Below are 23,787 nucleotides of genomic sequence, written 5' to 3' on the forward strand. Positions count from 1 at the left end.
CTGAGATAATTAGGCACTCTCTGTTTTATATGAAGGTGTTTCGTGTCCAAGATTGGCTTGTTTTTCGGAAGTGACGAAGGTAATACCGAGGCGGTTGCCACGCGTATCGCAGCGCGTTTTGAAGATGATGTGGTTGATATATTTGATATTGCCGATGTGTCTCAAGTTGAGTTCGCTAGTTACGAGACCATAATCTTGGGTATCCCAACCTGGGATTTCGGTCAAATTCAATCGGACTGGGAAGAATTCTGGGACGACATTAGCAATGTCGATTTCAAGGGGAAGGAGGTCGCGCTATTCGGACTGGGAGATCAGTTTGGCTATGGCGATTATTTTCTCGATGCGATGGGAATGTTACATGACGTCGTCGTGACCAACGGGGCTATTATTATTGGTCACTGGCCCATCTCAGGCTATGACTTTGAGGCTTCAAAGGCTTTAACCGAAGATGGTCAGTCGTTTGTAGGCCTTGCTTTGGATGAAGATCAACAGGAAGAGATGACTTGTCAGCGCATTAACCAATGGTGTGAGATGATTTCACTCCAATTTAGTGAACTCTTCCTCGTCGAAGCCATTGAGGATTAACTGTTTCTTCAAATTGCAAACTATCGACTAGTTCACAAAATTAAATTTTTGATCATGAAATTTCCAGTCATGGGTCGCTCAATGTAAACGAGTCTATTAAGGTAGTTACATAAATTATCTTCTTAGGTTGATTCCAACATTGGGTGTGTTGTCATGAATAGTGAGGTGATACAGAAACTGCGAGTACCAAAAGGTGGTCTATTAAGAGCACTTTATGTACCTTCAGGCCTGACGATTGATGCTCAAGACCTACCTAAAGGTGTTAGGCTTGCCAAGGGTAAACAAACAGTTAGCAGTGTCCTTTGTTTTTCCGCATCATTAGATGATTTAGCGATTCGTCTGGCGTCTGCTCAGGAGAATCTCGAAGATAATGCCAATCTCACCTTGGCGCTTCCGCAACATATCTATTTGCAACTTAGTCCTCGCAGTGATGAAATTCGCGCATTGTTGGCGAGCGGCTTTCGCATGATTACCCATTTCCAGTTGATAGCAGGTTATAAAGCTATCAGGTTTAGCCGTCGTGTTAGCCAGGGTAAGACTAGTCAAATCGGGCTGGCTGAACTCGAGCAATCAAGCCGTCGAATTCGTGCCCGCTACGCACAACTAGCCTAGTTAAAACACGCTTTCTCAATCCTCGTCAATTTATCTCTTCTCAGACTGGAGCTGTCTGATTGAATGCCTTAAAGTAATCGCTTCAAGGAGAACATATGACCAATAATGATATAACTTTGTTTCATGAACTCATCGGCGATCCCGCAAAGCCAGTCATGGTGTTAGTACAGGGGCTTGGCTTGCCCTCGCTATCTTGGCATCGAGAGTTAGTAGATTCTATTATCGCGGCGGGGTTTTCGGTACTTCTGCTGGATAATCGGGACTGCGGTCTCTCTACCATTCTTCATCACCATGGATCCCCAAATGTAGCGAAAATGATCATGCGTAAGCTCTTCGGTTTGAGCGCGGGATCAAGCAGCTATACCTTAGCTGATATGGCAGATGACGTGGTACGTTGCTGTGATGTTCACGGCATCAAACAATTTCATGTGGCTGGCGTTTCTATGGGGGGGATGATTGCTCAGACGGTCGCCATCAATTACCCACAACGTGTATTGTCGCTTTGTTCAATCATGTCAACGACTGGCGAGCGTCGCTATAGTGTTCCCAAATCGGCTGTCCGTAAAGCAGTCATTGCGCCTCAACCTAAAGATCGGGAAGGGCGTATCGAACAGGCATTGAAGTTTTGGCAGGTTATCGGCTCGCCGGCTTTTCCTACAGACGATGCGCTGCTTCGACAACGCCTCGTGGCGAATTATGATCGCGGATTCTATCCCGAGGGCACCATGCGCCAGTTGGCTGCTATCATAGCTAGCCCACCTCGTTACAAGGGCTTACAGCAAACGAGCGTGCCTGGACTAGTCATTCATGGTGATTGTGATTTACTTGTGCCGCTAAAAGGCGGACTGAGAACCGCCAAAGCGTTAGGCGTAAAGCCCATTGTGATTAAAGGGATGGGGCATGATTTACCGATGCAGTTACTCGATCGTTTTGCAGAATTAATGACTACTCATGCATTCCAAGCAGAAGACAATAGAACAGACTAATGGTTGAAGAAAGTTTTTTAACTGTGACGTTACATAGATACTCTTTCTTAACATCTTAGTTTTGAAAGCGTTAACTTCCTAAACCACTAGTCTGCTCATTGAGTCAGTTTACTGAGTACTCAGTACTGAGTGTGTTGTATGACAGCTAATGTTCGCCAGCGCACTAATTACACTGACGAACTTACTCGGTTTACGGCTTCACGCTGCGGGATAGTTAGAGACTAAAGAATTCGAGTGAATCTTCGAAGCCTGCATAGCTGGATTTGGGGCCAACGATGGCAACTGATGGCGTAACGTCTTTAAGGTACTTGGTGGCAACACGCTTAAGCTCACTTGCCGTTACGTTCAGTACATTGGTTCTAAAGGCCTCACGGTGCTCGGGCGAGCGACCATGAAGATACTGCGATAGCGCCTGTTTCGCCTCACCGGCAGGGGAAGCGGGTTTATCCAGCGAGCTAATAACACCTAAGATAGACTCTTCCACCTTGTCGAAACTCAGCTCCGTATCGATTAGCCAGTTAATTGAGGCGTAGAAATCATCTAAGGTCTCTTGAGTTCGCGGATCTCGATAGCTGAAGAACTTAAATGCCGCATTGGCGTTATCTTGACTCGCACCGCCGCCATAGGCACCGCCTTGCTCACGGAGTGCGCGATGAAGGAAGCCATTGCGAAGTACGCCACCTAGAACAGTTAAGGCCGCTGCATCGTCATGGGCAGAGGTGACCGTGGGGAATGCCAAGGCACAGAAGTTTACCTGGGCATTAACGGCCCAGAAGCTTGCATTGGTTGTTCTGATACTCGGTAGTGACCAATTGCTGGTGTGTTGTTGTTGCTGGGTGACTTCAAAGTTCTCCAGCGCATCACGGTAGGCAGATAAGTATTGTTGTTCGCCCACCACGGCGACAACGGGTGTGACAACAGTGAGCTTGCGGTAAAGTTGCTCGAGTTCGACGCAGAAGGCTGCCAATTCAGCTGGATCTTTCAAGCGCTCGTCCAGCAGTTTCGTTGCTTGGATTCCCGCTAGGCCAGAAGTGGCAAATTGCATTGCTGCCAAACTATTAGCAGTTGCCGTCGCAGCACCCATGGCATACGCATGGCCATTACCGGCAACACTGGACTCTTTACGTGAGCGAGTCTGTGACAGCAGGTCACGAACGCGCTCTTGTTCGTCGAAGCGTACCTCAGTTAGGGTGCGTTGCATGAGGATCGAGAGATCGTTGACATAACGACGCAACCCCTTTCCTGAGAGGACGAGGTAAGCCGATGAAGCTTGTTCATCAAAGGCGTTGTTACGAATACTCGTGAAGGCGTGCAAGCCACCGCTGCAGGCGGTGTGCAGGTTTTGCACATGGAGATAGTCGTCATCACCCAAGCCTAGTTCCGAGAGGATATTACACAGGAAGGGGAGGATTTGGCGTTCTGCTTCGCTCAATTCAGGAAGCGCAATAATAGCCTGCAAGTACACCAGGCCATTGGTTCCGGCTTCGTACTCGTAGGCCGCAACAGTCTTCCCCTGGAAATCGTGACGCGCCGGTTCATGAACACTCGCCGGAACATCTGCAATACCTACCTTGGGCAATGTGCCTGGATCATCCTCAGCGTTCTGGCGTGCCTGAAGCTGTCTCGATTGCTCAACAATCGCCGCGACATCCTGTTCAGTCAGGTCTGCTGCAAGCTTGTCTAGGCGGGCTTGCTCGGCGATGTTTTGCGCCTCGGCGAGTTGGGTGTCGGGCTCAACGCAGAGTGTCAATCGATGCGGATTGTCAATAAATAAGCGCTTCAGCGTTGCACTGACGAAGTTTGGATCCCTGAGATCGTCACGAAGCTGATTCAGGGAGCGGTCCAAATCGAGCACCGCGACGGGGTCACCTCGATGCGTGGCACTGCCAAGCGAAGTGAGAATGAGCTGTAGGCCATAGGGATATCCGTCACCGCCAACTTCTCGCTGCTGAAGCTCGAGTTGATCCAGACACGCGTCGATACGCTCAGGAGCAAAGCCCTCGTCAATCGCGGTTTGTATCGTGGCAAGAATTTCCGCTTCAATGGCATCCGTATCTGCCGCTTCACAGCCCTCCATACCCGCGACGAAGATAATTTGCTTCTGACTATCCTCAATGCCGTTTAATGGCGACGGAGACTTGCCTAATTCTGAGGTTTCTAGCAATTGCTGCAGCGGGCTCGCACTGTTCTCGTAGAGTAGGCTGGCCATAAGCTGTGCACGGAGCGCCTCAACGGGATCGGTGGATTCTCCTAGCAACCACGAAACTACCACATGACTTTTGTCATCATCGCCTTCGGCGGTGTAGTGATCGGTAACACGAAGCGGCGCCGAAAACGGCTTTTCACTTTCCACCTGGATGGTCTCTGTTAGCCTATCGAAGCGGCTGAGTGCTTGATCTTCAAAGCGTTGCTGTAGCTCGGTTACGGCAATAGAGCCAAAGGTCATGAAGATGGCGTTGCTGGGGTGATAATGGGTATGGTAGAACTGCTTTAACTGCTCATAGCTTAAATTCGGGATCTCTACCGGGTCGCCACCACTATTGTAGTGGTAGGTATTGCTAGGGTGAAGATGTTTACATAGCGACTGCCATAGCTGCGAAGGCACGGAGCTCATAGCGCCCTTCATCTCGTTGTAGACCACGCCTTTGAATTGTAGCGGCGTACTCGGATCGTCCCACTTTTCAAATTCTAAACGATGACCTTCCTGAAGAAAATCTAACTCGTCCAGACGTGAGAAAAAGACAGCGTCCAGGTAGACGTCAAGCAAATTGCTGAAGTCTTTCGTGTTGGTGCTGGCAAACGGGTAGGCGGTCCAATCTGATGACGTAAAAGCATTCATAAAGGTATTAAGTGAGCGGCGAATCATCATGAAGAACGGGTCGCGCACTGGGTACTTCTCGCTGCCACACAATGCCGTGTGCTCCAGTATGTGCGCAACACCGGTTGAATCCGTTGGCACGGTACGCAACGCCACTAGGAAGACATTCTCGTCACTATCCGCCTGAATATGGATGTGCTGAGCCCCAGTCTGCAGATGACTATATTCTTGGACGGTAATGTTGAGCGAATCAAGGTGCTGTTCGCGAACAAGTTCAAACGCCGGATGATGGTTCATAGATACCTATTGGAATGGTTTAGATTTAACACACATTGTAGTTAAGCTTCAGCGCAAAAGATACGCTCAATCAGGGCGGAAACGGGATATTTCGTCCTGCCAATGGAGGAAGTTTTGGCTCAGCGTTTGCGCCACCGCGTGCTCGCCAAAGTGCTGGCACAGCGCAGCGGCGGCTTCAATAGTGGCTAGGTGTTGTTCGCTAGGCGCTGAACGAACGGACCACTGGGTGGTGCTGTTAACGGTGATGATAGGCAACTGCCGTAAAAACGGATTCGCCAGGATCATCTTGAGGGCTTTTCGCCAGGTAGCATCGATAACCCAAATGCGTTGCAGTGTTGCAGCTGAGTCATCATTGAGATCGATAGTCGGGTTGCTAAGAAGCGGGTGCTCAACAAACAGTAACGCTTGCGGGATATTATCGCCAATCATCTGCTGAAGCGCCGTGTTGTCGCTAAACTCTTCACCGATACAGGGCGTTATTCCAAGGCTTAGCGCCAGTAGACGTCCCGTGTTTTTGGCATGTTTGGCTTCAGAGGGGTGTTGCAGAATGATCCATTGCAGCGCCGAACTGGTAGTCGTCGCCAGGTGACAGATACAGCGGAAGCCTCGGCATTGCTTACACCACTGCTTCACTCCCAACCCTCAAATTCTATCTTGTAGAGCGTGGACCAGTTTTTTCCCGTGACAAAGAACTGACCATCCTCGGGATCATAGGCAATGCCGTTAAGGGTGTGATGGCGAGTGATACGCTGTTGTTCACTTTGGATGTCTCTGAGCGGGGCTAAGTCATAAATTTGCTTCACCTCACCACTGTCTGCGTCGATGGCAAGTAACTTCTCGTTCATCCACACAAAAGCAAAGATGGTGTTGCCAATCCATTCTAATTCGTTGAGGTAATGCCAGCTGTACTCGCCTTGGCGGACCAAAATCGTTCGCAGTACTTCGCCCTTCTGATTCCAAATACGGATGACGTCTGTACCATCGGAGACGGCGAGTTCGGTTTTGTTGGGACTCAATGCGAGTCCCCAGCCTTCGTGATCATAGCGGAACGCGTTAGAGCGAGATCCAGTGCTTAGATCTATCCAAAATGCTTGGCCGCGCTGCCAACTTAACCACAGGAGTTGGTCGTCAATGACCACCGATCCTTCGCCGAAGTACTGTCGTGGAAGGGTGGCGATAGCGCCATCGGGGAGTTGTCCTGGGACGTAGCGAAGGACTCGGGATAAGCCACGTTTACCGGTGGTTTCAATGAGTGCGCCATTGACATAGTTCAAGCCTTGCGTAAAGGCATGGCTAGGGTGCGGGTATTGAGCAGTAACTTCCCAGTTAGGGCTTTCAGTGACCTGAGCGCGAACAGTGCTACCGATAAGTAGCCAGCAGACTAAAAAGAATATGCGGACGGAATGACTAACGATCATTCTGCGACCCTACGAAAAATATCGCGCATCAGGAATCGTGCTGGATGAACTGCGCGTTGCAAACGCTGACTCAATGGCGCGGGGGCTCCGCAGACCATTGCGCTGATCGTCTCAGCGATCAACGGCGTGCTGTTCAAACCCTTAGAGCCGTGAGCGATGTTAAGCCAAAGTCCCGGGTGGTAGTGCCCATAGTTGCGAATATCCATGCGTCGATTCTTGCGCAGCGGCGCGAAGGTTTCAACCATTTTACGGTACTGGGGAACGGGGCCGGCAATTGGCATGTAATCGGCCGAGGCACAGCGAAATGCGACTCGACTAGCCGTTAGCTGTAAACCCGAGTGCTCAGACTGGAGTTGCGGTGAAAGTTGCCCCACGAGCGCTAGGTTCTGCTCGGATTCCTGGGCGCGAATACTCGCATCCACATCGTCGACGATGAAACTTGCGCCGATGGTTCCCTGGGAATCACTATCGGTAGCGATATAACCTTCACCCGTTAAGGTGGTATTGAGCTGGTTAAGAATTTGGCCTTGGACTCGGTCTATCTGACCCCGAATGGTACGAGTTTTTAGCGGTAACTCGGGATTTAGGAGCGCTTGGGCCTCATAGGCATTACATAAAACAACTTGATCGAACGTGTGTTCGTTAAGTGCCGCTTGACAGTGGACCGTCCACTGCTGATCAACCGAGCAATAGCTCAACCGTTCTACCGGGGAATTAAAGTGGGACGTTATGAGCGGATTATCATCAATTAGCTGCTGACAGGTCTGTGGAGGTCTCATCCAAGTGCCGCTGGGGAACCAGAGCGCACTGGATTGAATATCAATACCGGCTATGTCACTGGCTTGCTGTGGATCTAACAGGCTGATGAGCTCCGGCTGTTCGGCGAAGCGTTCCGCTACCAACGCCTGCAAATTGGCGTCTTTCTGGTTTTTAGGGAGTTGTAAGACACCACTCCAGGGCGCATCAACCTTAAGCTGGTGGCGATAATACGGCTGCGCCAACTGATAGCACTGCAGTGCTAGATCACTCAGGGGTTCTCTACGGTGTGAGAACTTGGTATAGAGCACTCCCTGAGGATTGCCGGATGCAGCGAGTCCCGGTGCTGAATGGCGATCGAACAGGCTTACCGATAGACCTCTTGCCGCAAGTCGAGCGGCGGTTTGACAACCTGCCAAGCCCGCCCCTATAACGGCTACGCGTTGAGCGGGTGGGAGAGCAGGGTAGCTCCACCAGGGTGCCTCGTGCTTTGAGCTGCGTGTTGTGGCGCAGGGGATAGCTGGCTTCTCCCTGGTGGCGGCGTTGGCACTAAGTACTTCTCGTTTACTATTGATGCCGCGGCGTTTTTGCAGCGAAAAGCCGGCGTCCTGCAAATTATCACGCACCATGCGCGCACAGCTAAAGGTGGCTAGGGTGGTATTTGAGTGGCTCAGTACGGCAAGTTGCTGCATCACCGAGGCTGACCACATGTCTGGGTTCTTCGCAGGGCTAAAGCCATCGAGCATGATGGCGTCAAAACAGGGTTGTACCCAGGCTTGAGTCTGCGATTGTTCGCACACAATTAACTGGCTCAGGGCTTCGCCAACGGGTAGGAAGATCACCGTTAAGCTGATACGCGGATGGATGATCATGGTTTGGGTATCGTCGCAGGCGCTAGGCCAAGCCTGTTGCAGCCACCCGGCTTCTTGCTGGTAGCGATTTAGGGACTGGTGGGCGGCGCGAAGTTCGTCACGAGTAAGCGGAAAGGCTTCAATACTAATGAAGTTGAGGTGTCCACTCGTGTTATTTGCCAAGAATTGATGGGCCGAACCCAGGAAGTTAAGACCAGTACCAAAGCCCGTTTCCAGGATGCTAAAACTACCGTATTGGTGTTCACTGAAGCGACTAGGGAGGTCGTTACCCTGAATAAAGACGTAATCGGACTCTTCACAACCGCCTTCCGTATTGAAGTAAACGTCATCAAACTGACGATTAAACGGGGCACCATCACGCCATTCCATTTAGCTCAGTGCTCCCGCGGTGCTGGCCGAGGCATTAACCATTGAATTCAGTGTCGAGTTGTTGCAACCAGCTTGCCAAGCGCGCCTCACTCAACTCGAATTGGTTTTCATCGTCCAGCGCCAAGCCGAGGAACTGAGTACCATCGTCGGTGAGACCCTGGGATTCCTCGAAGGTATGGCCGCTGGTGGGGGTGTAACCAACCATGGTAGCCCCCGCAAGCGTGAGTTTATCGTGTAGATAACCCAAGGCATCCTGATACCACTGCGGATAACCAATTTGGTCACCCTGGCCGAAGCAGGCTATACGACAATGACTTAGGTCTAGCTCGCTGAGTTCGTCCCAGATATTTTCCCAATCTTCCTGAAGTTCACCATAGTCCCAAGTTGGAATGCCAACGATAAGGAATTGGTAGTCTTCCATGAGTTGAACGGGGTCTTCGCCAACATTATGTAGGGTAATCTTGTCTCCCCAAGCCTGCTGAATCTTTTCTGCGGTCATTTCCGTATAGCAGGTACTCGAACCGTAGAACAGCCCCACCTTATCAACCGACATACTGAGAGAGCTCCGTATTAAACCACGCTAGGGCATCACTATTCGGTTCGAAGTGCTCGGTGGCATCCAAGGTTAAGCGCTGACAAAGCTGCACTGCGCCGATGTCTTCGAGCGCGTGTTCAAGCGCATTACCCGCTTCAGCGAAGGTGCTATAGCTGCTATCGCCTAGCGCAATGAGCGCGAAGCGTTGCCCTGCAATTCGAGGGAACTCGGTGGTGAGCGTTTGATGGAAACCGTTCAGTGGCGGGGGAATGTCGCCCGCGCCCGTGGTTGAAGTGATAATGAGCAGAATATTTTCAGCGTCATCGTTCCATTTACGGATAAGCTCAGCGGCTTCAACTTCGATAATGTGTTCGCTGGTGGCAATGATTTCATTGGCGATATCGCGAGCGGTACCAGTAACGCTGGCTACGGCGACGAGTACTTGGGCCATGGTTTACTCAGCTCCTTGAAAATTTAATTGGCGCCATGCTTCATAAACCATGATTGCGGTGGCGTTAGAGAGGTTTAAGCTGCGGCTATTTGGCATCATCGGCAGACGTAGGCGCTGATCCTCAGGCACTGAATTTCTCACCTCATCAGGTAAACCTCGTGATTCGGGACCAAAAACCAAGGTATCACCGGCAATAAAGCCCACTTGGTCGGGTTGGCGCGTACCCTTAGTGGTAAGCATGAAGAGTCGGCTGTCGCCAAGGGCTGCGAGGCATTCATCCCAGTTAGCATGAATCTGAACTTCGCTAAACTCGTGATAGTCTAATCCTGCTCTACGCAGACGCTTATCGTCTAACTCAAAGCCAAGCGGCTGTACGAGGTGAAGTCGACAGCCGGTATTGGCCGCCAAGCGGATAATATTGCCCGTGTTAGGCGGTATTTCCGGTTCAAAGAGTACAATATTTAACATCGTTTCGCGCTTCCGTTGGAGTGGTGTTATTGTATCAGTAATTAATTAACTATCTCTAGGTAAAGCACGAGGAATAGGATGTTAAAATTCGTACTCATCGCAGCAGTTTCGTTGAACTCTGTGGCATTCGCCTGTGAACAATCAGTTCAAATTGCTGAAGAGACCATTTCCGGGGCGTTATTGTCTGGGGAGACGTGCCCTGGTGATCAGCTTATTTTCCTGGAGCAAAGCTTTAGCGCGGATGACAACGGGCAATTCGTCATTGGTTTTGGACGTGATATCGTTGGCGAACATACCCTATGGCGCAAAACCCCATTGGGGAAAGAGGCGGTAGCGGCCATTCTAGTCCAACCGCGAGAGTACAACGTATCGATTATCGAGGGCGTGCCGCAGCGAACGGTTACGCCGAGTGACGATGATTTAGCCCGTATTCGTGCAGAGAGCGCGCTGGTGGTTGCAGCGAAGGCTAAGCCGGTTTCGGCTGATTACTGGAAGGCAGACGCGATAATCCCTGCAGAGGGTCGGATCTCGGGTGTATATGGTAGCCAACGTGTCTATAATGGCACGCCTGGTAGGCCCCACTACGGACTTGATATTGCCGCGCCTACGGGTACCGCTGTCAAAGCGCCTATCGCCGGAGAAGTGGTTTTAGCGGAATCCGATTTGTTCTATTCGGGCGGGACGATTATTATAGCCCATGGGGCAAATCTTACCTCCAGTTTTTTACACCTCTCAGCCGTCAATGTTGAGGTAGGTGACGTGGTTGAAGTGGGTGAAGTGATTGGTCTCATTGGAGCTAGTGGCCGTGCAACCGGGCCACATCTCGATTGGCGAATGAACTGGATGAACCAGCGCGTAGATACACAATTATTACTAGAAGCGAGTTGGCCGAATACCGGCAATCGTTCATTAGCAGAGTGAAGAAAATTATGATTGATGAGAAATTGTTGAGTATTTTAGTGTGTCCCGTTACCAAAACGTCGTTGGTTTATGATCGTGATAGAGCAGAGTTGATCTCCAAAGCCGCCGGTTTGGCCTATCCCATTCGCGATGGCATCCCGGTTATGCTAGAAGCGGAAGCTCGTCGCATTGACGCGAGTGAGATGAGTGCAGACGCCTAATGAGTGATACGATTTTCGGAAAGATCATTAGTGGCGAGATACCCGCGCCGAAAATATTTGAGGATGAACACTGTATTGTGATCAATGACATTTCGCCTCAGGCACCGGTGCACGTTTTGGTTATCCCAAAACGACCCATTAAAATGCTGACCGATGCTGAATCTAGTGATCAGTCGCTGTTGGGGCATCTGCTATTAGTTGCTCGTCAGCAGGCCAAGGAACTCGGTATTGCCGAGGGTTGTCGTTTTATCGTTAATAACGGCGAAGCAGGTGGACAGACTGTCTTCCACCTCCATATTCATGTGCTAGGTGGCCAAACGCTTACCGAGCAGGGGCTTTAATCAAGCTCAAAACTTATGATTGCTATTCGCAATAGCAATAGTTTGGTGACTTACAGGTCGCTATACTCCATCGATATAGAAAAGAGTGGTTTTTCTCAAAATGAAAAGTGCCGATATTCGTCAAGCTTTCTTAGATTATTTCGCAGCTAAATCTCACCAAGTGGTGCCAAGTAGCTCGCTGATTCCTGGTAACGATCCAACGTTGTTGTTTACGAATGCAGGAATGGTTCCGTTCAAGGATGTTTTTTTAGGTGACGAACAGCGTGGTTACAATCGAGCGACTAGTTCGCAACGCTGTGTCCGTGCCGGTGGTAAGCATAACGACCTGGAAAACGTGGGCTATACCGCTCGCCACCATACCTTTTTCGAAATGCTGGGTAACTTCAGTTTTGGTGACTACTTCAAGCAAGATGCGATTCGCTTTGCCTGGGACTTCCTCACAAAAGAGTTAGGTCTTCCCGAGGAAAAACTGTGGGTGACAGTTCATGTCTCCGACGACGAAGCGGCTGATATCTGGTTCAACGAGATTGGTATCGATAAGTCACGTTTCTCCCGCTTAGATGAAGATAACTTTTGGCAGATGGGTGACACGGGGCCCTGTGGTCCAAGCTCGGAGATCTTTTACGATCACGGCGAAGATGTACCAGGTGGACCACCAGGCAGTGAAAACGATGATTTGGATCGTTATATCGAAATCTGGAACTTAGTCTTCATGCAATACGAACGTCAAGCGTCAGGCGAATTGGTAGAGTTACCAAACCCCTCAATTGACACCGGTATGGGCCTAGAGCGCATCGCTGCGGTGATGCAGGGCGTTCACAACAATTACGATATCGATATTTTTCAGGGCCTGTTGAAGGCTGCGGCTAAAGCAACCGGCGGTGTAGACCTTGAGAATAAGTCATTACGGGTGATCGCAGATCATATTCGGTCCTGTAGCTTCCTAATCTGTGATGGTGTGATGCCATCGAATGAAGGTCGCGGCTATGTGCTGCGTCGTATTATTCGTCGGGCTGTTCGTCACGGTTATCAGTTAGGTCAGTCAAAGCCTTTCTTTTACACATTAATTGACGCCTTGGCGGAACAGATGGGCAACGCTTACCCGGAACTCGTTGAACAGCACGACAAAATCGCGGCGGCCCTTAAGGCAGAAGAAGAACAGTTTGCGCGTACCCTTGAAAAAGGATTGTCAGTGCTAGATGCGGCGCTAGCGAAGTTAGATGGAACCGTGATTCCCGGTGAGGTAATTTTCCAGTTGTACGACACCTATGGTTTCCCCACTGATCTCACCAATGATTTAGCGCGAGAACGCGGTTTAACCCTTGATCTTGAAGGCTATGAGCAGGCGATGAATGCACAGCGTGAACGCGCTCGTGCAGCTGGTTCTTTCAAGGTTGATTACACCGATGCCATCAAACTCGATAGTGAGACGGAATTCTGTGGTTACGATGCCTTGGCATCGACGACCAAGGTCGTTGCCGTTCTGAGCGCAGGTGAGCAAGTTGAATCCTTATCCATCGGTGATGAAGGCATTGTAGTGCTGGACGTTACGCCTTTCTACGGTGAATCGGGTGGCCAAGTAGGCGATACTGGAGTGCTATTCTCCGATACCGCCGAGCTCGTTGTGAACAACACAACCTTGGCCTCGGGAAATCAGCTACATCACATTACAGTGAAAACCGGCAGTGTTAAGGTGGGTGACGAGTTAACAGCTGAAGTTGACTCAATTAATCGCAGAGCCACCGCATTGAATCATTCGGCTACGCACCTTTTACACGCTACCTTACGTGCTGAGTTGGGTGACCACGTGATGCAGAAGGGTTCAATGGTGAACCCGGATCGCTTGCGTTTCGACTTCTCGCACAATGAGGCGCTTTCAAGTGAGATATTGCGCAAGGTCGAGGCTATTGTTAACCAACATATTCGCGCTAATACCTTAGTTCGCTCGCAGACTATGTCGATGGATGAAGCCAAGGCCGAGGGCGCGATGGCGCTCTTCGGTGAAAAGTACGGCGATGAGGTTCGCGTGCTTTCGATGGGCGTCGACAGTTTCTCCGTTGAGCTTTGTGGTGGTACGCACGTTGATCGAACTGGGGATATAGCGCTGTTCAAGATCGTTAACGAACAGGGTGTTGCCTCAGGCATCCGCCGTATCGAAGCGGTAACGGGAAAAGCGGCTTACGATATCGTGGCGAGCCAGGAAGCACTCTTGGCACAGTTGGCAGAGCAACTTAAATCTCAGCCAGCGAACCTAGCAGATAAGTTGGATCAGGTATTGCAGGGCGCCAAGCGCGCCGAGAAAGAACTCTCGGCGGCTAAGGCAAAGTTAGCGGCCGCCTCCAGTGGTGATCTCGTGAATCGCGCGGTTGAAGTGGGCGGTATTAAGGTGTTGGCAATTCATTTAGAAGGCACTCCGGCCGATGCACTGCGGGATTTAAGTGATAAGTTAAAGGATAAATTAGGTAGTGGTGTTCTGCTACTTGCTGCGAATGATGGCGACAAAATTGCCCTCATTGCAGGTGTAACCAAGGATCTTACCGGTCAGCTAAAAGCGGGTGACTTGATGAGATTCGTAGCCCCTCAACTTGATGGTAAGGGCGGCGGTCGACCTGACATGGCTCAGGGCGGCGGTACTGGACTCGCGAAGCTCCCACAGGTTCTCGCGGCCGTGCCAAATTGGGTTGAGGAACAGACCTCGTAAATAACTGATCGACTCATTTAGAGCGAAGACGTGGAAATATAAGTTAATGAGTTTATTGGTACAAAAGTACGGTGGAACTTCAGTAGGCACTATAGAGCGTATTGAAGCGGTGGCGGACCGTGTTGCGGCAACACAGCAGGCGGGCAATGACGTCGTAGTGGTTGTTTCAGCCATGAGTGGCGAAACTAATCGTCTGTTAGGCTTGGCCAACGAATTGTCGGATCGACCATCAACACGTGAAATGGATGTCCTGCTGTCAACCGGCGAGCAGGTGACCATTGCATTGCTATCCATTGCGTTACATAAGCGTGGTGTGCCGGCTATTTCATTTACCGGTTCTCAGGTGCGGATCTTAACTGACGAATCACACTCCAAAGCTCGTATTGAGAAAATTGATGAAGAACGAATTAGTGGTGAGTTGTCTCAGGGAAGGGTAGTTGTAGTCGCAGGGTTCCAGGGCGCTGATGCAAAGGGGAATATTACAACCCTTGGCCGAGGTGGTTCGGATACAACTGCCGTGGCATTGGCGGCCGCATTGCGAGCCGACGAATGTCAAATCTACACCGATGTGGACGGAGTTTATACGACCGACCCTCGTATCTGTGAAGGGGCACGACGTTTAGAGAAGATTACCTTCGAAGAGATGCTGGAATTAGCAAGTCAGGGTTCGAAGGTACTCCAGATTCGATCAGTGGAGTTTGCGGGAAAATACAACGTCCCGCTGCGCGTGCTGTCATCCTTTAAGGATGGGCCCGGTACACTGATTACGCTAGATCAAGAGGAAGATATGGAAAGAGCGATAGTTTCAGGCATTGCGTTCACACGTGATGAGGCAAAGGTAGTAGTTCGTGGAGTGCCGGATCAGCCTGGTGTGGCTGCACGAGTATTAGTTCCCGTGAGTGAAGCGAATATCGAAGTTGACGTGATTGTGCAGAACTCTGGCGTTGATAACACTACGGATTTAACGTTTACGGTATCGCGAGGCGATTTAGCGCGTACCTTAGAAGTTCTCGAGGCAGTTGTTGAGCGTTTAGGTGCCAAACAGGTTGAAACCGATGATCGTATTGCTAAGGTTTCTATTGTTGGTGTTGGTATGCGTTCTCACGCTGGTGTAGCGGCAACGATGTTCAGTGCGTTGGCGGATGATAATATTAATATTGAGCTTATTACGACCTCTGAGATCAAAACCAGTGTAGTCATTGAAGAGCGATACATGGAGTTGGCTGTTCGCGCTCTCCATTCAGCCTTTGAATTGAGTGGCACTAAAGAGTAATCCTCAAGCTAACTCACTGATATTATTGGTAAAAAGCGGCTGCGGTCGCTTTTTTTATGCGCTTTAATTTTGTCAAGTAACTTAATTCGTTGTTTTTATTAAATATTTTCATTTTTTTAACGTTCGGGGCTTTGATTTTAAAAACGTTATGGTATTATTCTTTCCGCGTTGGAGAGGTGGCCGAGTGGCTGAAGGCGTGCCCCTGCTAAGGGTATATCTGGGAAACTGGATCGAGGGTTCGAATCCCTCTCTCTCCGCCATCTTTACTTTAAAGATGAAACGCAATTGCGCGCTCGTAGCTCAGCTGGATAGAGTACCTGGCTACGAACCAGGCGGTCGGAGGTTCGAATCCTCCCGAGCGCGCCATATTGAAGAAAAAGGCTTACCGACGGTAGGCCTTTTTTTTCGTCCTTTGAATAGCCCGTTAACGAGCAAGCTATCACTTCTCATCATCTCATACTAATGGCGGTCTTATAGATCGGCGGCTGTTGATAAATTCATCAAACAGATCAGAGATTAATGCAGGTTGACGATCATGGAAACCTATTGAGCACCTGAGGGTTGTTTTGTATCTGTGGCGTACGGGGTTATGCATAGGTTGTTGTTTTTTCATGTTTTTTTCATTTTTAGTGTTGACGACAGACCGTTGAAACCGTATAGTTCGCCCCACTTGAGATCTACGCGCTCGTAGCTCAGCTGGATAGAGTACCTGGCTACGAACCAGGCGGTCGGAGGTTCGAATCCTCCCGAGCGCGCCATATAAAAAAAGGCTTACCAATTGGTAAGCCTTTTTTGTTTCTACCAAACCTGCACGAACATCCCCAACCAAAACGTTTTTAGCTTACTTCGGCCTTTGAATGTTTCAGTTCGTCATGCGTTTGCGATCGTCTTTTTGGGTTTACCAACGCCATCTAATTACTGCTATTATTTATACCGTTATCTGAAGTCGAGGAGTGGAATTGATCGTTGCAACGAAATCAGGAAGATCAGTCGTTAGGATGCCAGTGCGTTAGGCTCGGTCATGGTTAGGCTAAGAAGGATATTTATTTATTTCAGCCAGCAGCGCAGCTTCGAGTAATTCGGGTTCCTTTAAGCGCTTGATCTGTTCAAAAAATACAGCGGCTTCAGCGTAGTGTGTCTTTAAGTAGGCAAGCCACTGCTTGAGGCGGTGTCCCTGATGCTTTCGGAGGCCAATTGTCATCTCGGCATATTGAAATTCAAGAATGAACGGGAGGAGTTCGCTCCAGCTGAATTTCCCGTTGTCGCTCCGGAGCTCTCTAATAAGTCCCGGGTTAGCAAGAAGTCCACGCCCCAGCATGTACTCGGTAGCGCCATGAATAGCATGACACGCCTCAAAGGCGGCCACCGACCCGATATCACCATTAGGAACAACCGGAATCGAGATAGTATCGCTAATTTGCTTAATGGCTTCCCAGTCAGCAGGTGGCTTATAGCCATCCTTCTTAGTTCGTCCATGGATGGTTAGCTTTTCGGCACCGCCAGCTTCAATAGCTCGAGCATTTTCGAACATAAGCTCGCGATCATTGAATCCAAGTCTCATCTTCGCAGTAACAGGAATCTTATCGGGCACAGAACGACGAACGGCCGCAACAATATCGTAAAGACGGTCGGTATATTGTAATAGGGCAGCACCGCCATCGGAGTTGTTGACGGTTTTAGCCGGGCAACCGAAATTTAGATCGATGCCTATCGCGCCTAGCTCGACCGCACGGGCAGCGTTTTCAGCCATTGGGGTGGGCTGTCCGCCAAGAAGCTGAAGTACGACAGGTACACCGCTCGCCGTATGGCTGTCAGTAAGTAACTCGGGACAATTCTTATAGAAAACTTTGTTTGGGTATAGCTGCGTAGTAACTCTCAGAAATTCGGTGACGCAAAGATCTACCTTAGCAACGCGCGTCAAAATATGACGCATTGTAGCGTCAACAACGCCTTCCATTGGTGCGAGGCTAAATCGTATTTTTGGGTATTTTTGAGCGATTTGATCTAGATGAGCGGTCAAAGAAAATCTCGATTTTGTTTGAAATTGAACTATCCTCAGTTTTAGATGGAGGCGGTTCAGTGAAATATAAGTTCTTTTTAATCTTAGCATGTTTTCTTAGTGTTTCCCTTGCTCATGGGCAGGAAAGTGCAACAAAAACCGTTCAGATAACAGTAAATCTTGCAGAAGCTAATGGTGAGGTAAGGGCTTTACGGACTGTACTTTGTAAGCAAGTTAAGTATCGTGATCGAGCCATCTGTCAAGAACTCTCTGTCAATAGCGCACTCACTCGCTCAGCAAATTTAAAAAGCTTAGATTTGGTGCGTGAGTCGACATTAGGGCTACTTGGCTCATCGGGTACGCAAAGTCCGGAGGTTGATGAGCAATCGAACTCAACATTCGCCGGTGCTTTAGCTCAGTTCAGAGAGGAGGCATTTGTTAATGAGCCCGCTCAACGAGCTAATTTGCTCATGAGCCTTCTTAGTCTTCAGCCGCGATCAGCGTTATCCATTGCGCAAGCGAATAACCTCTTCATTGATGAACTGAAAGCCAAAACTCAGGTAACGATCAGTATCATTTAAGCCAGCCTTGGTTGTCCTATCCACTACTATTTATTTTTGTTCTGTGGCACACTTCACATAATGTTTATTTTCTAATTTTTGAGGGGAATGCTGTGCCGCGTTTATCTGTAAACTATTTTTTACTCTCATTCTTAGTAGTGGCAAATGTGTTTGCTGCAGAACAAGGCGAGTGGGGGGAAACATCGACGGCGTACACCACTATTCAAATTAGTATTTTACCGAATATTTTAATCACCGATGTTACCGATATCGTTTTAGATATTAGTGATCGTACTCAAGATGTAGTCTTTATTCAGGAGTTTTGTGTTGTCGGAAATACGAACTCTGATTATGTATTGACAGCTTCTGGAGCCGCGGGTGATGGTTCGCCTTTCGAGTTGATTGGGGAAGATGGGTCAATTTTACCGTATACATTCAGTTTCAATGGCGATTTAGCGCAACCTGTAGACGTTCAATTAGCGGCGGGTATTGAATCTGCACCGTATGAATTAGAAACTGTGGGCTTGGATTGTAACGGAGCGCCGAATGCTCGTTTTTCAATTACATTTCTCAGTGAAGATTTGGTTTTGTCGCAAGCGGGTTTGTTTAGTGGCGCCGTTTCACTTACGGTAGCAACACAGTAGATATTTTTGAGGAATTTTGCATATGATGAAGCTGGTTTCGTCAGTATTAATCGCTTTCTTTTTCGCGGATTTTGCGCACGCCAACATGTTTGTTGATCGTTCTATTGTCGAGTTTGTTGCCGGGCAGGCGCCGCAGCAAGATATTCGCGTCAGTAATCGCGGTGATGATCAAATGTATGTTCAAGTTGAAGTCCTTGACGTGCTTCAGCCGGGCACTCAACAGGAAGTTCGTGAAATAGTTACTAGTTTGTCTGATATGACACTCCTAGCCACGCCAAAGCAATTTGTTCTTCCTCCTCAGAGTGAGAGAGCAGTCAGGTTAGTGGCACTGGCGGAGCCAGGTCAGGTTGATAAAGTCTATCGAGTAAACGTTACTCCAATTCTGCCACCATTAGCAGAATCTGAATCATCCGTAGTTCGTGTCGTTGTAGCCTACCAACTACTTGTTTTGGTATTACCCGAGAATCCTCGCGAAGAGTTAGTTGTCACGCGCGATGCAAATACGTTGAAGTTCGAGAACCGCGGTAATAGCTACGTTCTGTTAGCAGATGGTAAGCAGTGTTTAGCGGAGAATTGTTCTAACCTCCCAACAACTCGCCTCTATGCAGGAAATACATGGGAAGTTGAACTTGAGAGTGAAGAGATGTTAGCCACGTATCGGCTTACTACCTTCGCAGGTAGCCGTACGGTTAGCTGGTAGATTTACCTAGATAAGAATAAGATTATAACTATCGAATCACCATAAATTTGTGGATCGTAAACCTTGGAGTAACCTGTGTCTCGCGCCATTATTCTTGCGTGCTGTAGCCTTCTGTGTATTAATTTATTTGCTCAGAGCGGCGATGATTATATTACTAGTTCTCCTTCTGGTGACTACGTTAATGAACAGACTTCTCGTGTACAGTTTTTTTGCTCGTTACAACGAGAAGTTGTTGAAGTACAGCGTGATAACATGGCTGAGCGCTACGGTTGGCATTTGGATATCGCGAGCGAGTCTCCACTTCGCTGTTTACGGACCGCGGCCGCGCCATCGACTATTGCCTATAACTGGTTGGAGCGAGCGCGTCGCTTTGGTTTCGACGATGCTGAAATTCTTAGTCAGGATTCCGATAGCGCCCCTATTCAGGCCACGGCTTGGGTCCCACCAGGTTTTGAGTCACTTCTAGAGCCTCAGATAACTCGTGCCGATGTATTCTTTGGTGGTAGGCGGATAGGCGCCTATATGATCATATTCACCCCGGATCGAGTTGAATTTCAAGACCCGTCTTTAATTGTTGAGCGACTACCTGATTTGCTTGAACCCGCGCGAGTGACGCAGTCATTAACGGGAGCGTTAGACCCGAATTCGGTTTTCGCTTGTGGTTCTCGAAGCACAATTGGCTGTGGGGAGTTAAAAGCAACGCCACTGGTCGCTGGGGTAATTTTCGATGAGTCGCGATTTCGTGTTGACGTCTTTATTAATCCCGAACAATTAGCCGTTAGGTCGGCTGGTGTACAAAAATATTTACCACCAAGTTCAGCTAAAGGCTCTATGATGCAAAGTCTCTATTTGGCGACGTCCGGTAATATTGATGATCCAGCGGCGGTTTACTCGGTGGCGGGAACTAACACTGCTGCTTGGCGCGAGAACCGTTTAGTGACTGATTTCAACTACGCCAACGACGAATTAAACATCGATGAGTTCGCATTGCAGCGAGACTACGAAGGCCTAAGTTATCGTGCGGGCTACTTTAATACGGATAGCTCACTACTTAGTTTCGGTTATGGTGGAAGCATGCGTGGTGTCAGTATGGGTACGAGTATCGATACTCGTACTGATTTAAGGCAGTCGGCGGGTAATGAGGTCACGGTGTTTCTCTCATCCCGTTCTCGCGTTGCCATTTATAAAGATGGTAGATTAATTTCAGCGCAAAACTACGATGCAGGTAACCAAATTGTTGATACCACTGCGTTACCGGGTGGTAGTTATGATATCGATATTGAAATCACGGATTCATCGGGCCGCTCGACGATTGAAACTCGATTCTATGTAAAGTCTTCACGATTACCCCCGAAGGATGAAGCCGAATGGTATTTTGAGTTGGGGGAAGCCACCGAAATTACCGAGGACAGGGTGTTACGACAGCCGGATGAAGATTGGATTGTTCGGGCTGGTTACTCCAGACGAATAACTGACACCATTGGTGTTGGTGGTGGTTTAGCAGCTCATAATTACGAAACTATGGCGGAGTTCGATTTATTTAACATCGGACGTTACCATGAATTACAGACCTCGATAGCGTATTCGGATAACGATGCTTACGGTGTCAATGTCAACTCAAACTTTAATCTCAATCGTTGGTCGATGGCTGCGAATATACGATATATCGAGAATCCGCACTTTGACGATAATATCAATCCAAACCTTACTAGGTCATTGCTTGGTAACTCGCTGACTCAGGGTAGTTTATCCATTCAGCGTTCGACGGATTTCGGCTACTTCGCCTTACAAGCGCGATACAATGAACGTTTTGCTCAGGACGAGTTGAAGACCTATACCTTCCGCTATACTGCTCCTGCCTATGACGTTTTTGGCTCAGATTTATATGGCCGGGTGGAGCTTAGTAAGGAGAATGATGACTGGCTCGCACTCTTTACTCTGACGTTACGTATCGATGATGGTAACTTCAGTTACAGAGTAGAGCCTGGTTATCGACAAGACTATATAGCGGCTACTGACTCCTATGAAGATGAGCGAAGTCTTGAAGTCAACGCTGACTGGAATGACGGTGACCAGTTCCTATCAGATCTGCGATTGAGCGCTAATGCATATAGTCAGTCAGATATTTCTGGTGTTTCATTGGGTTACGATCACGCTTTTCGTTATGGACGTATTCGCTCTCAAGTTGAGCGGATTGATCGTAACGGCCAGAAGGCCGACACTTTTAATCTTAACGCATCAACCTCGTTCATCATTACCGACGAAAATCTTGCGGTGGGCGGACAGCAGCAGAGTCAGTCAGCTGTTGTTATTAATCTAGCTGGCGAGCTAGATGGGGTTTGGTTTGATGTCCTGGTTGATAAGCGCCCTGTGGCCTATGCCATTGCAGGTACAGCAACGGTAGTAACTTTGCGTCCATTTGAAACCTATGAAGTTGAACTGAGAGCCCGAGGTAATGGCTTTGCAGATGTTCAAGGTGATGTGAGATCAGTGACACTTTACCCAGGTAACGTAGTTGATCTAAGTTGGGACGTCGCTATGGTAGATGTGGTATTTGGCCAAGTGTTTTTACCGAACGGGGAACCAGTTGCTAACGCGGTTGTCGGGGGGATTCCAGGCTTTTCGGTCACTGATGAATTTGGCCTGTTTCAGGCCGAGATGACGCAAGATACTACCGTTTTAACGTTTCAAACGAGAGAGTTTAGCTGTACTGCTGCGGTGCCTGAATATAAAAGTCGATCCGGTGTAGCATCTATTGGTAGTTTGCAGTGTGAGTAACTCGCTTAGTCAACGAGACCACGGCTAAACACTGGCCGTTCTATAACGTTAGTTATTTGTCCGAGATAAACTTCAGCTAAACATATCATTTGAATCGCTATCGCAACTAACTATTGTCGCTCAAGTTGGACTCTAAGCGAGTTGTAAACGGATTGATAGTGGTCTAGCTAGTTGATTAATAGATTCAGTGAGGCGTTATTGTCGAAAAAAAACACCTCGATAAAGAGGTGTTTTCATCTGCTGCTCGGTGATAGGGTATTGATCAATCGACAGATAGTAAAAGGTTAACCGTGTCTGAATAAACACCACCTGGAGCGGCTGCAATGGCTGCGTTTTGAACACGGAATACTAACGCTCCACTAACTTGCCCTGGCGCTAATGAACAGCGTGATGTTTCAGAGATCACATCGGCTTCATCAATAGCTACTACGCCACCATCAACATTGAAGTTCTGGTTCTCGTCTTCATCATCGAACCATACGTCATATGCAATTTCACTGCTTGCGTATTCTAAACGTTCATCGCCGGTGATAGTTAGGGTATAAGGAAGGCTGCCGCTAAAAATACACACATCTACGGAGTCTGTGGTGTTACCAGTAGCTGTTCCATTCCACAAGAGTTCAATTGCTGCGGACGACGATGTAGGGCTTCCTCCCAGGCGAAGTTCCGCAGTGGTAGGAAGATCTAATGTGACAGTGACATCACCGGTTGCGGTATCAGCATTTAGCTGACCTGATGCTGCAATGCCAAGCATCAAAGTTGATACAGCGGTAAAAATTTTCATTTCTAGTGCTCCACGACGAGGAAGTGCCAATAGATTAATTTTATTTCTGTTAAAGCTTATGGCGCTAACAATCTTATAAGGGTATTGATAAAAAAGCCGTCATTAGTTCTGACGGCTCTTTTTTAGCTTCGCTAGATTACACAGACTCGATAGTGAAGGTGACGGTATCTGAGTAGCTACCCGTTTCCTTAGAGCCAGTTGTTTCGTCCAAAGTAGCTGTCACTGAAACCCAATCAGGGGTGGATGTACAGCGAGCAGCAGAATTTGTCAATGGCCCAGACGCTACGGTGTAAGTCGATCCGTCGGTTAAATCTAGTGAGCCTGATGTTGTTTCAAGTGAATAGCCTATTGATTCACTGGCATCAAGGCCTGCAGTAGCACCACCGGTAATAACACTATTAACAAGGTTAAAGCTATTCGCGCTTGCTACGGTAAGGTTAAAGTTGCCAGTACTAGACCAAGTGCAAAGGCCGTTAGCTTCTACAACGCTAGCGCCACTATCTGAGTCTGTTGGAAATGCTAATGTTGTAGCTGTAACGACTTCAACTGCTTCATTGAGCGTGAGCGTTACTGATGTATCGGCCGTATCAGAAGCTGCAAATGCGCCCGAAGCCATAACCGAAGAAGCAATTGTTACTGCGGCAAGTTTACGTAAAATCATTTATTTCCCCTTAGAGCGACTGCTCCGATAATTTAAAACTCTCTGTCCTAAAGGTTTT

At 48.7% G+C, this 23,787-nt stretch carries 22 protein-coding genes and 3 tRNA genes; 15 read left to right on the forward strand and 10 right to left on the reverse strand.

Going from position 1 to position 23,787, the window contains the following annotated elements:
• Positions 1 to 42 precede the first annotated feature (42 nt).
• The 3 genes from fldB (Q0698_RS09345) to Q0698_RS09355 all read left to right on the forward strand — a co-directional run bounded on the left by fldB (Q0698_RS09345) (position 43) and on the right by Q0698_RS09355 (position 2,183).
• Positions 43 to 585 (forward strand): flavodoxin FldB, encoded by a 543-nt coding sequence (gene fldB / locus Q0698_RS09345; protein WP_298636087.1) that lies wholly within the window; start codon positions 43 to 45, stop codon positions 583 to 585.
• Positions 586 to 738: 153 nt separating this feature from the next.
• A complete protein-coding gene (locus Q0698_RS09350) occupies positions 739 to 1,197 on the forward strand; it encodes a hypothetical protein (RefSeq protein ID WP_298636090.1) in 459 nt (152 codons plus the stop codon).
• A 95-nt stretch (positions 1,198 to 1,292) separates the two neighbouring features.
• Complete coding sequence (locus tag Q0698_RS09355) at positions 1,293 to 2,183, forward strand: alpha/beta hydrolase (protein WP_298636093.1); 891 nt, start codon at positions 1,293 to 1,295, stop codon at positions 2,181 to 2,183.
• 214 nt (positions 2,184 to 2,397) lie between these two features.
• Here Q0698_RS09355 and Q0698_RS09360 read toward each other — a convergent pair whose 3' ends face one another.
• The 7 genes from Q0698_RS09360 to trmL all read right to left on the reverse strand — a co-directional run bounded on the left by Q0698_RS09360 (position 2,398) and on the right by trmL (position 10,167).
• A complete protein-coding gene (locus Q0698_RS09360; protein WP_298636096.1) occupies positions 2,398 to 5,298 on the reverse strand; it encodes an insulinase family protein in 2,901 nt (966 codons plus the stop codon).
• Between the two features lie 66 nt (positions 5,299 to 5,364).
• A complete protein-coding gene (locus tag Q0698_RS09365; RefSeq protein ID WP_298636098.1) occupies positions 5,365 to 5,931 on the reverse strand; it encodes a tRNA-uridine aminocarboxypropyltransferase in 567 nt (188 codons plus the stop codon).
• Positions 5,928 to 6,716, reverse strand: a complete 789-nt coding sequence (locus Q0698_RS09370) for a glutaminyl-peptide cyclotransferase (RefSeq protein ID WP_298636101.1) — start codon at positions 6,714 to 6,716, stop codon at positions 5,928 to 5,930. The genes Q0698_RS09365 and Q0698_RS09370 overlap by 4 nt, the downstream gene beginning before the upstream one ends.
• Positions 6,713 to 8,713 carry a bifunctional tRNA (5-methylaminomethyl-2-thiouridine)(34)-methyltransferase MnmD/FAD-dependent 5-carboxymethylaminomethyl-2-thiouridine(34) oxidoreductase MnmC gene (gene mnmC / locus Q0698_RS09375; protein ID WP_298636103.1) on the reverse strand — a complete coding sequence of 667 codons (2,001 nt, stop codon included), beginning with the start codon at positions 8,711 to 8,713 and terminating at the stop codon, positions 6,713 to 6,715. Before mnmC ends, Q0698_RS09370 begins: the two co-directional genes overlap by 4 nt.
• A 34-nt stretch (positions 8,714 to 8,747) precedes the next feature.
• Positions 8,748 to 9,266, reverse strand: a complete 519-nt coding sequence (gene fldB, locus Q0698_RS09380) for a flavodoxin FldB (protein ID WP_298636105.1) — start codon at positions 9,264 to 9,266, stop codon at positions 8,748 to 8,750.
• On the reverse strand, positions 9,256 to 9,699 hold the full coding sequence (locus Q0698_RS09385; protein ID WP_298636108.1) for a flavodoxin domain-containing protein: 444 nt from the start codon (positions 9,697 to 9,699) through the stop codon (positions 9,256 to 9,258). Before Q0698_RS09385 ends, fldB (Q0698_RS09380) begins: the two co-directional genes overlap by 11 nt.
• A gap of 3 nt (positions 9,700 to 9,702) precedes the next feature.
• Complete coding sequence (gene trmL / locus Q0698_RS09390; RefSeq protein ID WP_298636110.1) at positions 9,703 to 10,167, reverse strand: tRNA (uridine(34)/cytosine(34)/5-carboxymethylaminomethyluridine(34)-2'-O)-methyltransferase TrmL; 465 nt, start codon at positions 10,165 to 10,167, stop codon at positions 9,703 to 9,705.
• Positions 10,168 to 10,245: 78 nt separating this feature from the next.
• Here trmL and Q0698_RS09395 point away from each other — a divergent pair, with 78 nt between their 5' ends.
• The 8 genes from Q0698_RS09395 to Q0698_RS09430 all read left to right on the forward strand — a co-directional run bounded on the left by Q0698_RS09395 (position 10,246) and on the right by Q0698_RS09430 (position 16,361).
• Positions 10,246 to 11,088 carry a M23 family metallopeptidase gene (locus Q0698_RS09395; RefSeq protein WP_298636112.1) on the forward strand — a complete coding sequence of 281 codons (843 nt, stop codon included), beginning with the start codon at positions 10,246 to 10,248 and terminating at the stop codon, positions 11,086 to 11,088.
• 8 nt (positions 11,089 to 11,096) lie between these two features.
• On the forward strand, positions 11,097 to 11,288 hold the full coding sequence (locus tag Q0698_RS09400; protein WP_366140320.1) for a Trm112 family protein: 192 nt from the start codon (positions 11,097 to 11,099) through the stop codon (positions 11,286 to 11,288).
• Positions 11,288 to 11,629, forward strand: coding sequence for a histidine triad nucleotide-binding protein (locus tag Q0698_RS09405; RefSeq protein WP_298636114.1), 342 nt, complete (start codon positions 11,288 to 11,290; stop codon positions 11,627 to 11,629). The genes Q0698_RS09400 and Q0698_RS09405 overlap by 1 nt, the downstream gene beginning before the upstream one ends.
• 100 nt (positions 11,630 to 11,729) lie before the next feature.
• Complete coding sequence (alaS, locus tag Q0698_RS09410) at positions 11,730 to 14,330, forward strand: alanine--tRNA ligase (protein ID WP_298636116.1); 2,601 nt, start codon at positions 11,730 to 11,732, stop codon at positions 14,328 to 14,330.
• 46 nt (positions 14,331 to 14,376) lie between these two features.
• A complete protein-coding gene (locus tag Q0698_RS09415) occupies positions 14,377 to 15,603 on the forward strand; it encodes an aspartate kinase (protein ID WP_298636118.1) in 1,227 nt (408 codons plus the stop codon).
• A 170-nt stretch (positions 15,604 to 15,773) separates the two neighbouring features.
• Positions 15,774 to 15,863: transfer RNA gene (locus tag Q0698_RS09420), tRNA-Ser, on the forward strand.
• 29 nt (positions 15,864 to 15,892) lie between these two features.
• Positions 15,893 to 15,969: transfer RNA gene (locus Q0698_RS09425), tRNA-Arg, on the forward strand.
• A 315-nt stretch (positions 15,970 to 16,284) separates the two neighbouring features.
• Positions 16,285 to 16,361 (forward strand) — tRNA-Arg (locus Q0698_RS09430).
• 272 nt (positions 16,362 to 16,633) lie between these two features.
• On the opposite strand, the gene Q0698_RS09435 is transcribed toward Q0698_RS09430, so the two are convergent.
• Positions 16,634 to 17,623, reverse strand: a complete 990-nt coding sequence (locus Q0698_RS09435; RefSeq protein WP_298636121.1) for a tRNA-dihydrouridine synthase — start codon at positions 17,621 to 17,623, stop codon at positions 16,634 to 16,636.
• A 59-nt stretch (positions 17,624 to 17,682) separates the two neighbouring features.
• Here Q0698_RS09435 and Q0698_RS09440 point away from each other — a divergent pair, with 59 nt between their 5' ends.
• From Q0698_RS09440 to Q0698_RS09455, 4 genes are all read left to right on the forward strand, one after another.
• Complete coding sequence (locus Q0698_RS09440; protein WP_298636123.1) at positions 17,683 to 18,183, forward strand: hypothetical protein; 501 nt, start codon at positions 17,683 to 17,685, stop codon at positions 18,181 to 18,183.
• A gap of 92 nt (positions 18,184 to 18,275) precedes the next feature.
• Positions 18,276 to 18,806 (forward strand): hypothetical protein, encoded by a 531-nt coding sequence (locus tag Q0698_RS09445; RefSeq protein ID WP_298636126.1) that lies wholly within the window; start codon positions 18,276 to 18,278, stop codon positions 18,804 to 18,806.
• Positions 18,807 to 18,828: 22 nt separating this feature from the next.
• Positions 18,829 to 19,506, forward strand: a complete 678-nt coding sequence (locus tag Q0698_RS09450) for a fimbria/pilus periplasmic chaperone (RefSeq protein WP_298636128.1) — start codon at positions 18,829 to 18,831, stop codon at positions 19,504 to 19,506.
• Between the two features lie 75 nt (positions 19,507 to 19,581).
• A complete protein-coding gene (locus Q0698_RS09455) occupies positions 19,582 to 22,284 on the forward strand; it encodes a TcfC E-set like domain-containing protein (protein WP_298636131.1) in 2,703 nt (900 codons plus the stop codon).
• A gap of 262 nt (positions 22,285 to 22,546) precedes the next feature.
• Here the strand turns inward: Q0698_RS09455 and Q0698_RS09460 are convergent, their stop codons facing one another.
• On the reverse strand, positions 22,547 to 23,068 hold the full coding sequence (locus tag Q0698_RS09460) for a hypothetical protein (RefSeq protein WP_298636132.1): 522 nt from the start codon (positions 23,066 to 23,068) through the stop codon (positions 22,547 to 22,549).
• A gap of 136 nt (positions 23,069 to 23,204) precedes the next feature.
• Positions 23,205 to 23,729, reverse strand: coding sequence for a hypothetical protein (locus tag Q0698_RS09465; RefSeq protein WP_298636134.1), 525 nt, complete (start codon positions 23,727 to 23,729; stop codon positions 23,205 to 23,207).
• Positions 23,730 to 23,787: the final 58 nt, after the last annotated feature.

The sequence above is a fragment of the uncultured Umboniibacter sp. genome (assembly GCF_947497555.1).
In the GTDB taxonomy this organism is placed as follows: Bacteria; Pseudomonadota; Gammaproteobacteria; order Pseudomonadales; family DSM-25080; genus Umboniibacter.

Excerpts from the sequence above, each read along its gene's own strand:
- Q0698_RS09350 (WP_298636090.1), top strand. The coding sequence starts at position 739 with ATGAATAGTGAGGTGATACAGAAACTGCGAGTACCAAAAGGTGGTCTA.
- Q0698_RS09355 (WP_298636093.1), top strand. The coding sequence starts at position 1,293 with ATGACCAATAATGATATAACTTTGTTTCATGAACTCATCGGCGATCCC.
- Q0698_RS09360 (WP_298636096.1), bottom strand. The coding sequence starts at position 5,298 with ATGAACCATCATCCGGCGTTTGAACTTGTTCGCGAACAGCACCTTGAT.
- Q0698_RS09370 (WP_298636101.1), bottom strand. The coding sequence starts at position 6,716 with ATGATCGTTAGTCATTCCGTCCGCATATTCTTTTTAGTCTGCTGGCTA.
- mnmC (WP_298636103.1), bottom strand. The coding sequence starts at position 8,713 with ATGGAATGGCGTGATGGTGCCCCGTTTAATCGTCAGTTTGATGACGTT.
- fldB (WP_298636105.1), bottom strand. The coding sequence starts at position 9,266 with ATGTCGGTTGATAAGGTGGGGCTGTTCTACGGTTCGAGTACCTGCTAT.
- Q0698_RS09385 (WP_298636108.1), bottom strand. The coding sequence starts at position 9,699 with ATGGCCCAAGTACTCGTCGCCGTAGCCAGCGTTACTGGTACCGCTCGC.
- trmL (WP_298636110.1), bottom strand. The coding sequence starts at position 10,167 with ATGTTAAATATTGTACTCTTTGAACCGGAAATACCGCCTAACACGGGC.
- Q0698_RS09395 (WP_298636112.1), top strand. The coding sequence starts at position 10,246 with ATGTTAAAATTCGTACTCATCGCAGCAGTTTCGTTGAACTCTGTGGCA.
- Q0698_RS09400 (WP_366140320.1), top strand. The coding sequence starts at position 11,097 with ATGATTGATGAGAAATTGTTGAGTATTTTAGTGTGTCCCGTTACCAAA.
- Q0698_RS09405 (WP_298636114.1), top strand. The coding sequence starts at position 11,288 with ATGAGTGATACGATTTTCGGAAAGATCATTAGTGGCGAGATACCCGCG.
- alaS (WP_298636116.1), top strand. The coding sequence starts at position 11,730 with ATGAAAAGTGCCGATATTCGTCAAGCTTTCTTAGATTATTTCGCAGCT.
- Q0698_RS09415 (WP_298636118.1), top strand. The coding sequence starts at position 14,377 with ATGAGTTTATTGGTACAAAAGTACGGTGGAACTTCAGTAGGCACTATA.
- Q0698_RS09450 (WP_298636128.1), top strand. The coding sequence starts at position 18,829 with ATGATGAAGCTGGTTTCGTCAGTATTAATCGCTTTCTTTTTCGCGGAT.
- Q0698_RS09460 (WP_298636132.1), bottom strand. The coding sequence starts at position 23,068 with ATGAAAATTTTTACCGCTGTATCAACTTTGATGCTTGGCATTGCAGCA.
- Q0698_RS09465 (WP_298636134.1), bottom strand. The coding sequence starts at position 23,729 with ATGATTTTACGTAAACTTGCCGCAGTAACAATTGCTTCTTCGGTTATG.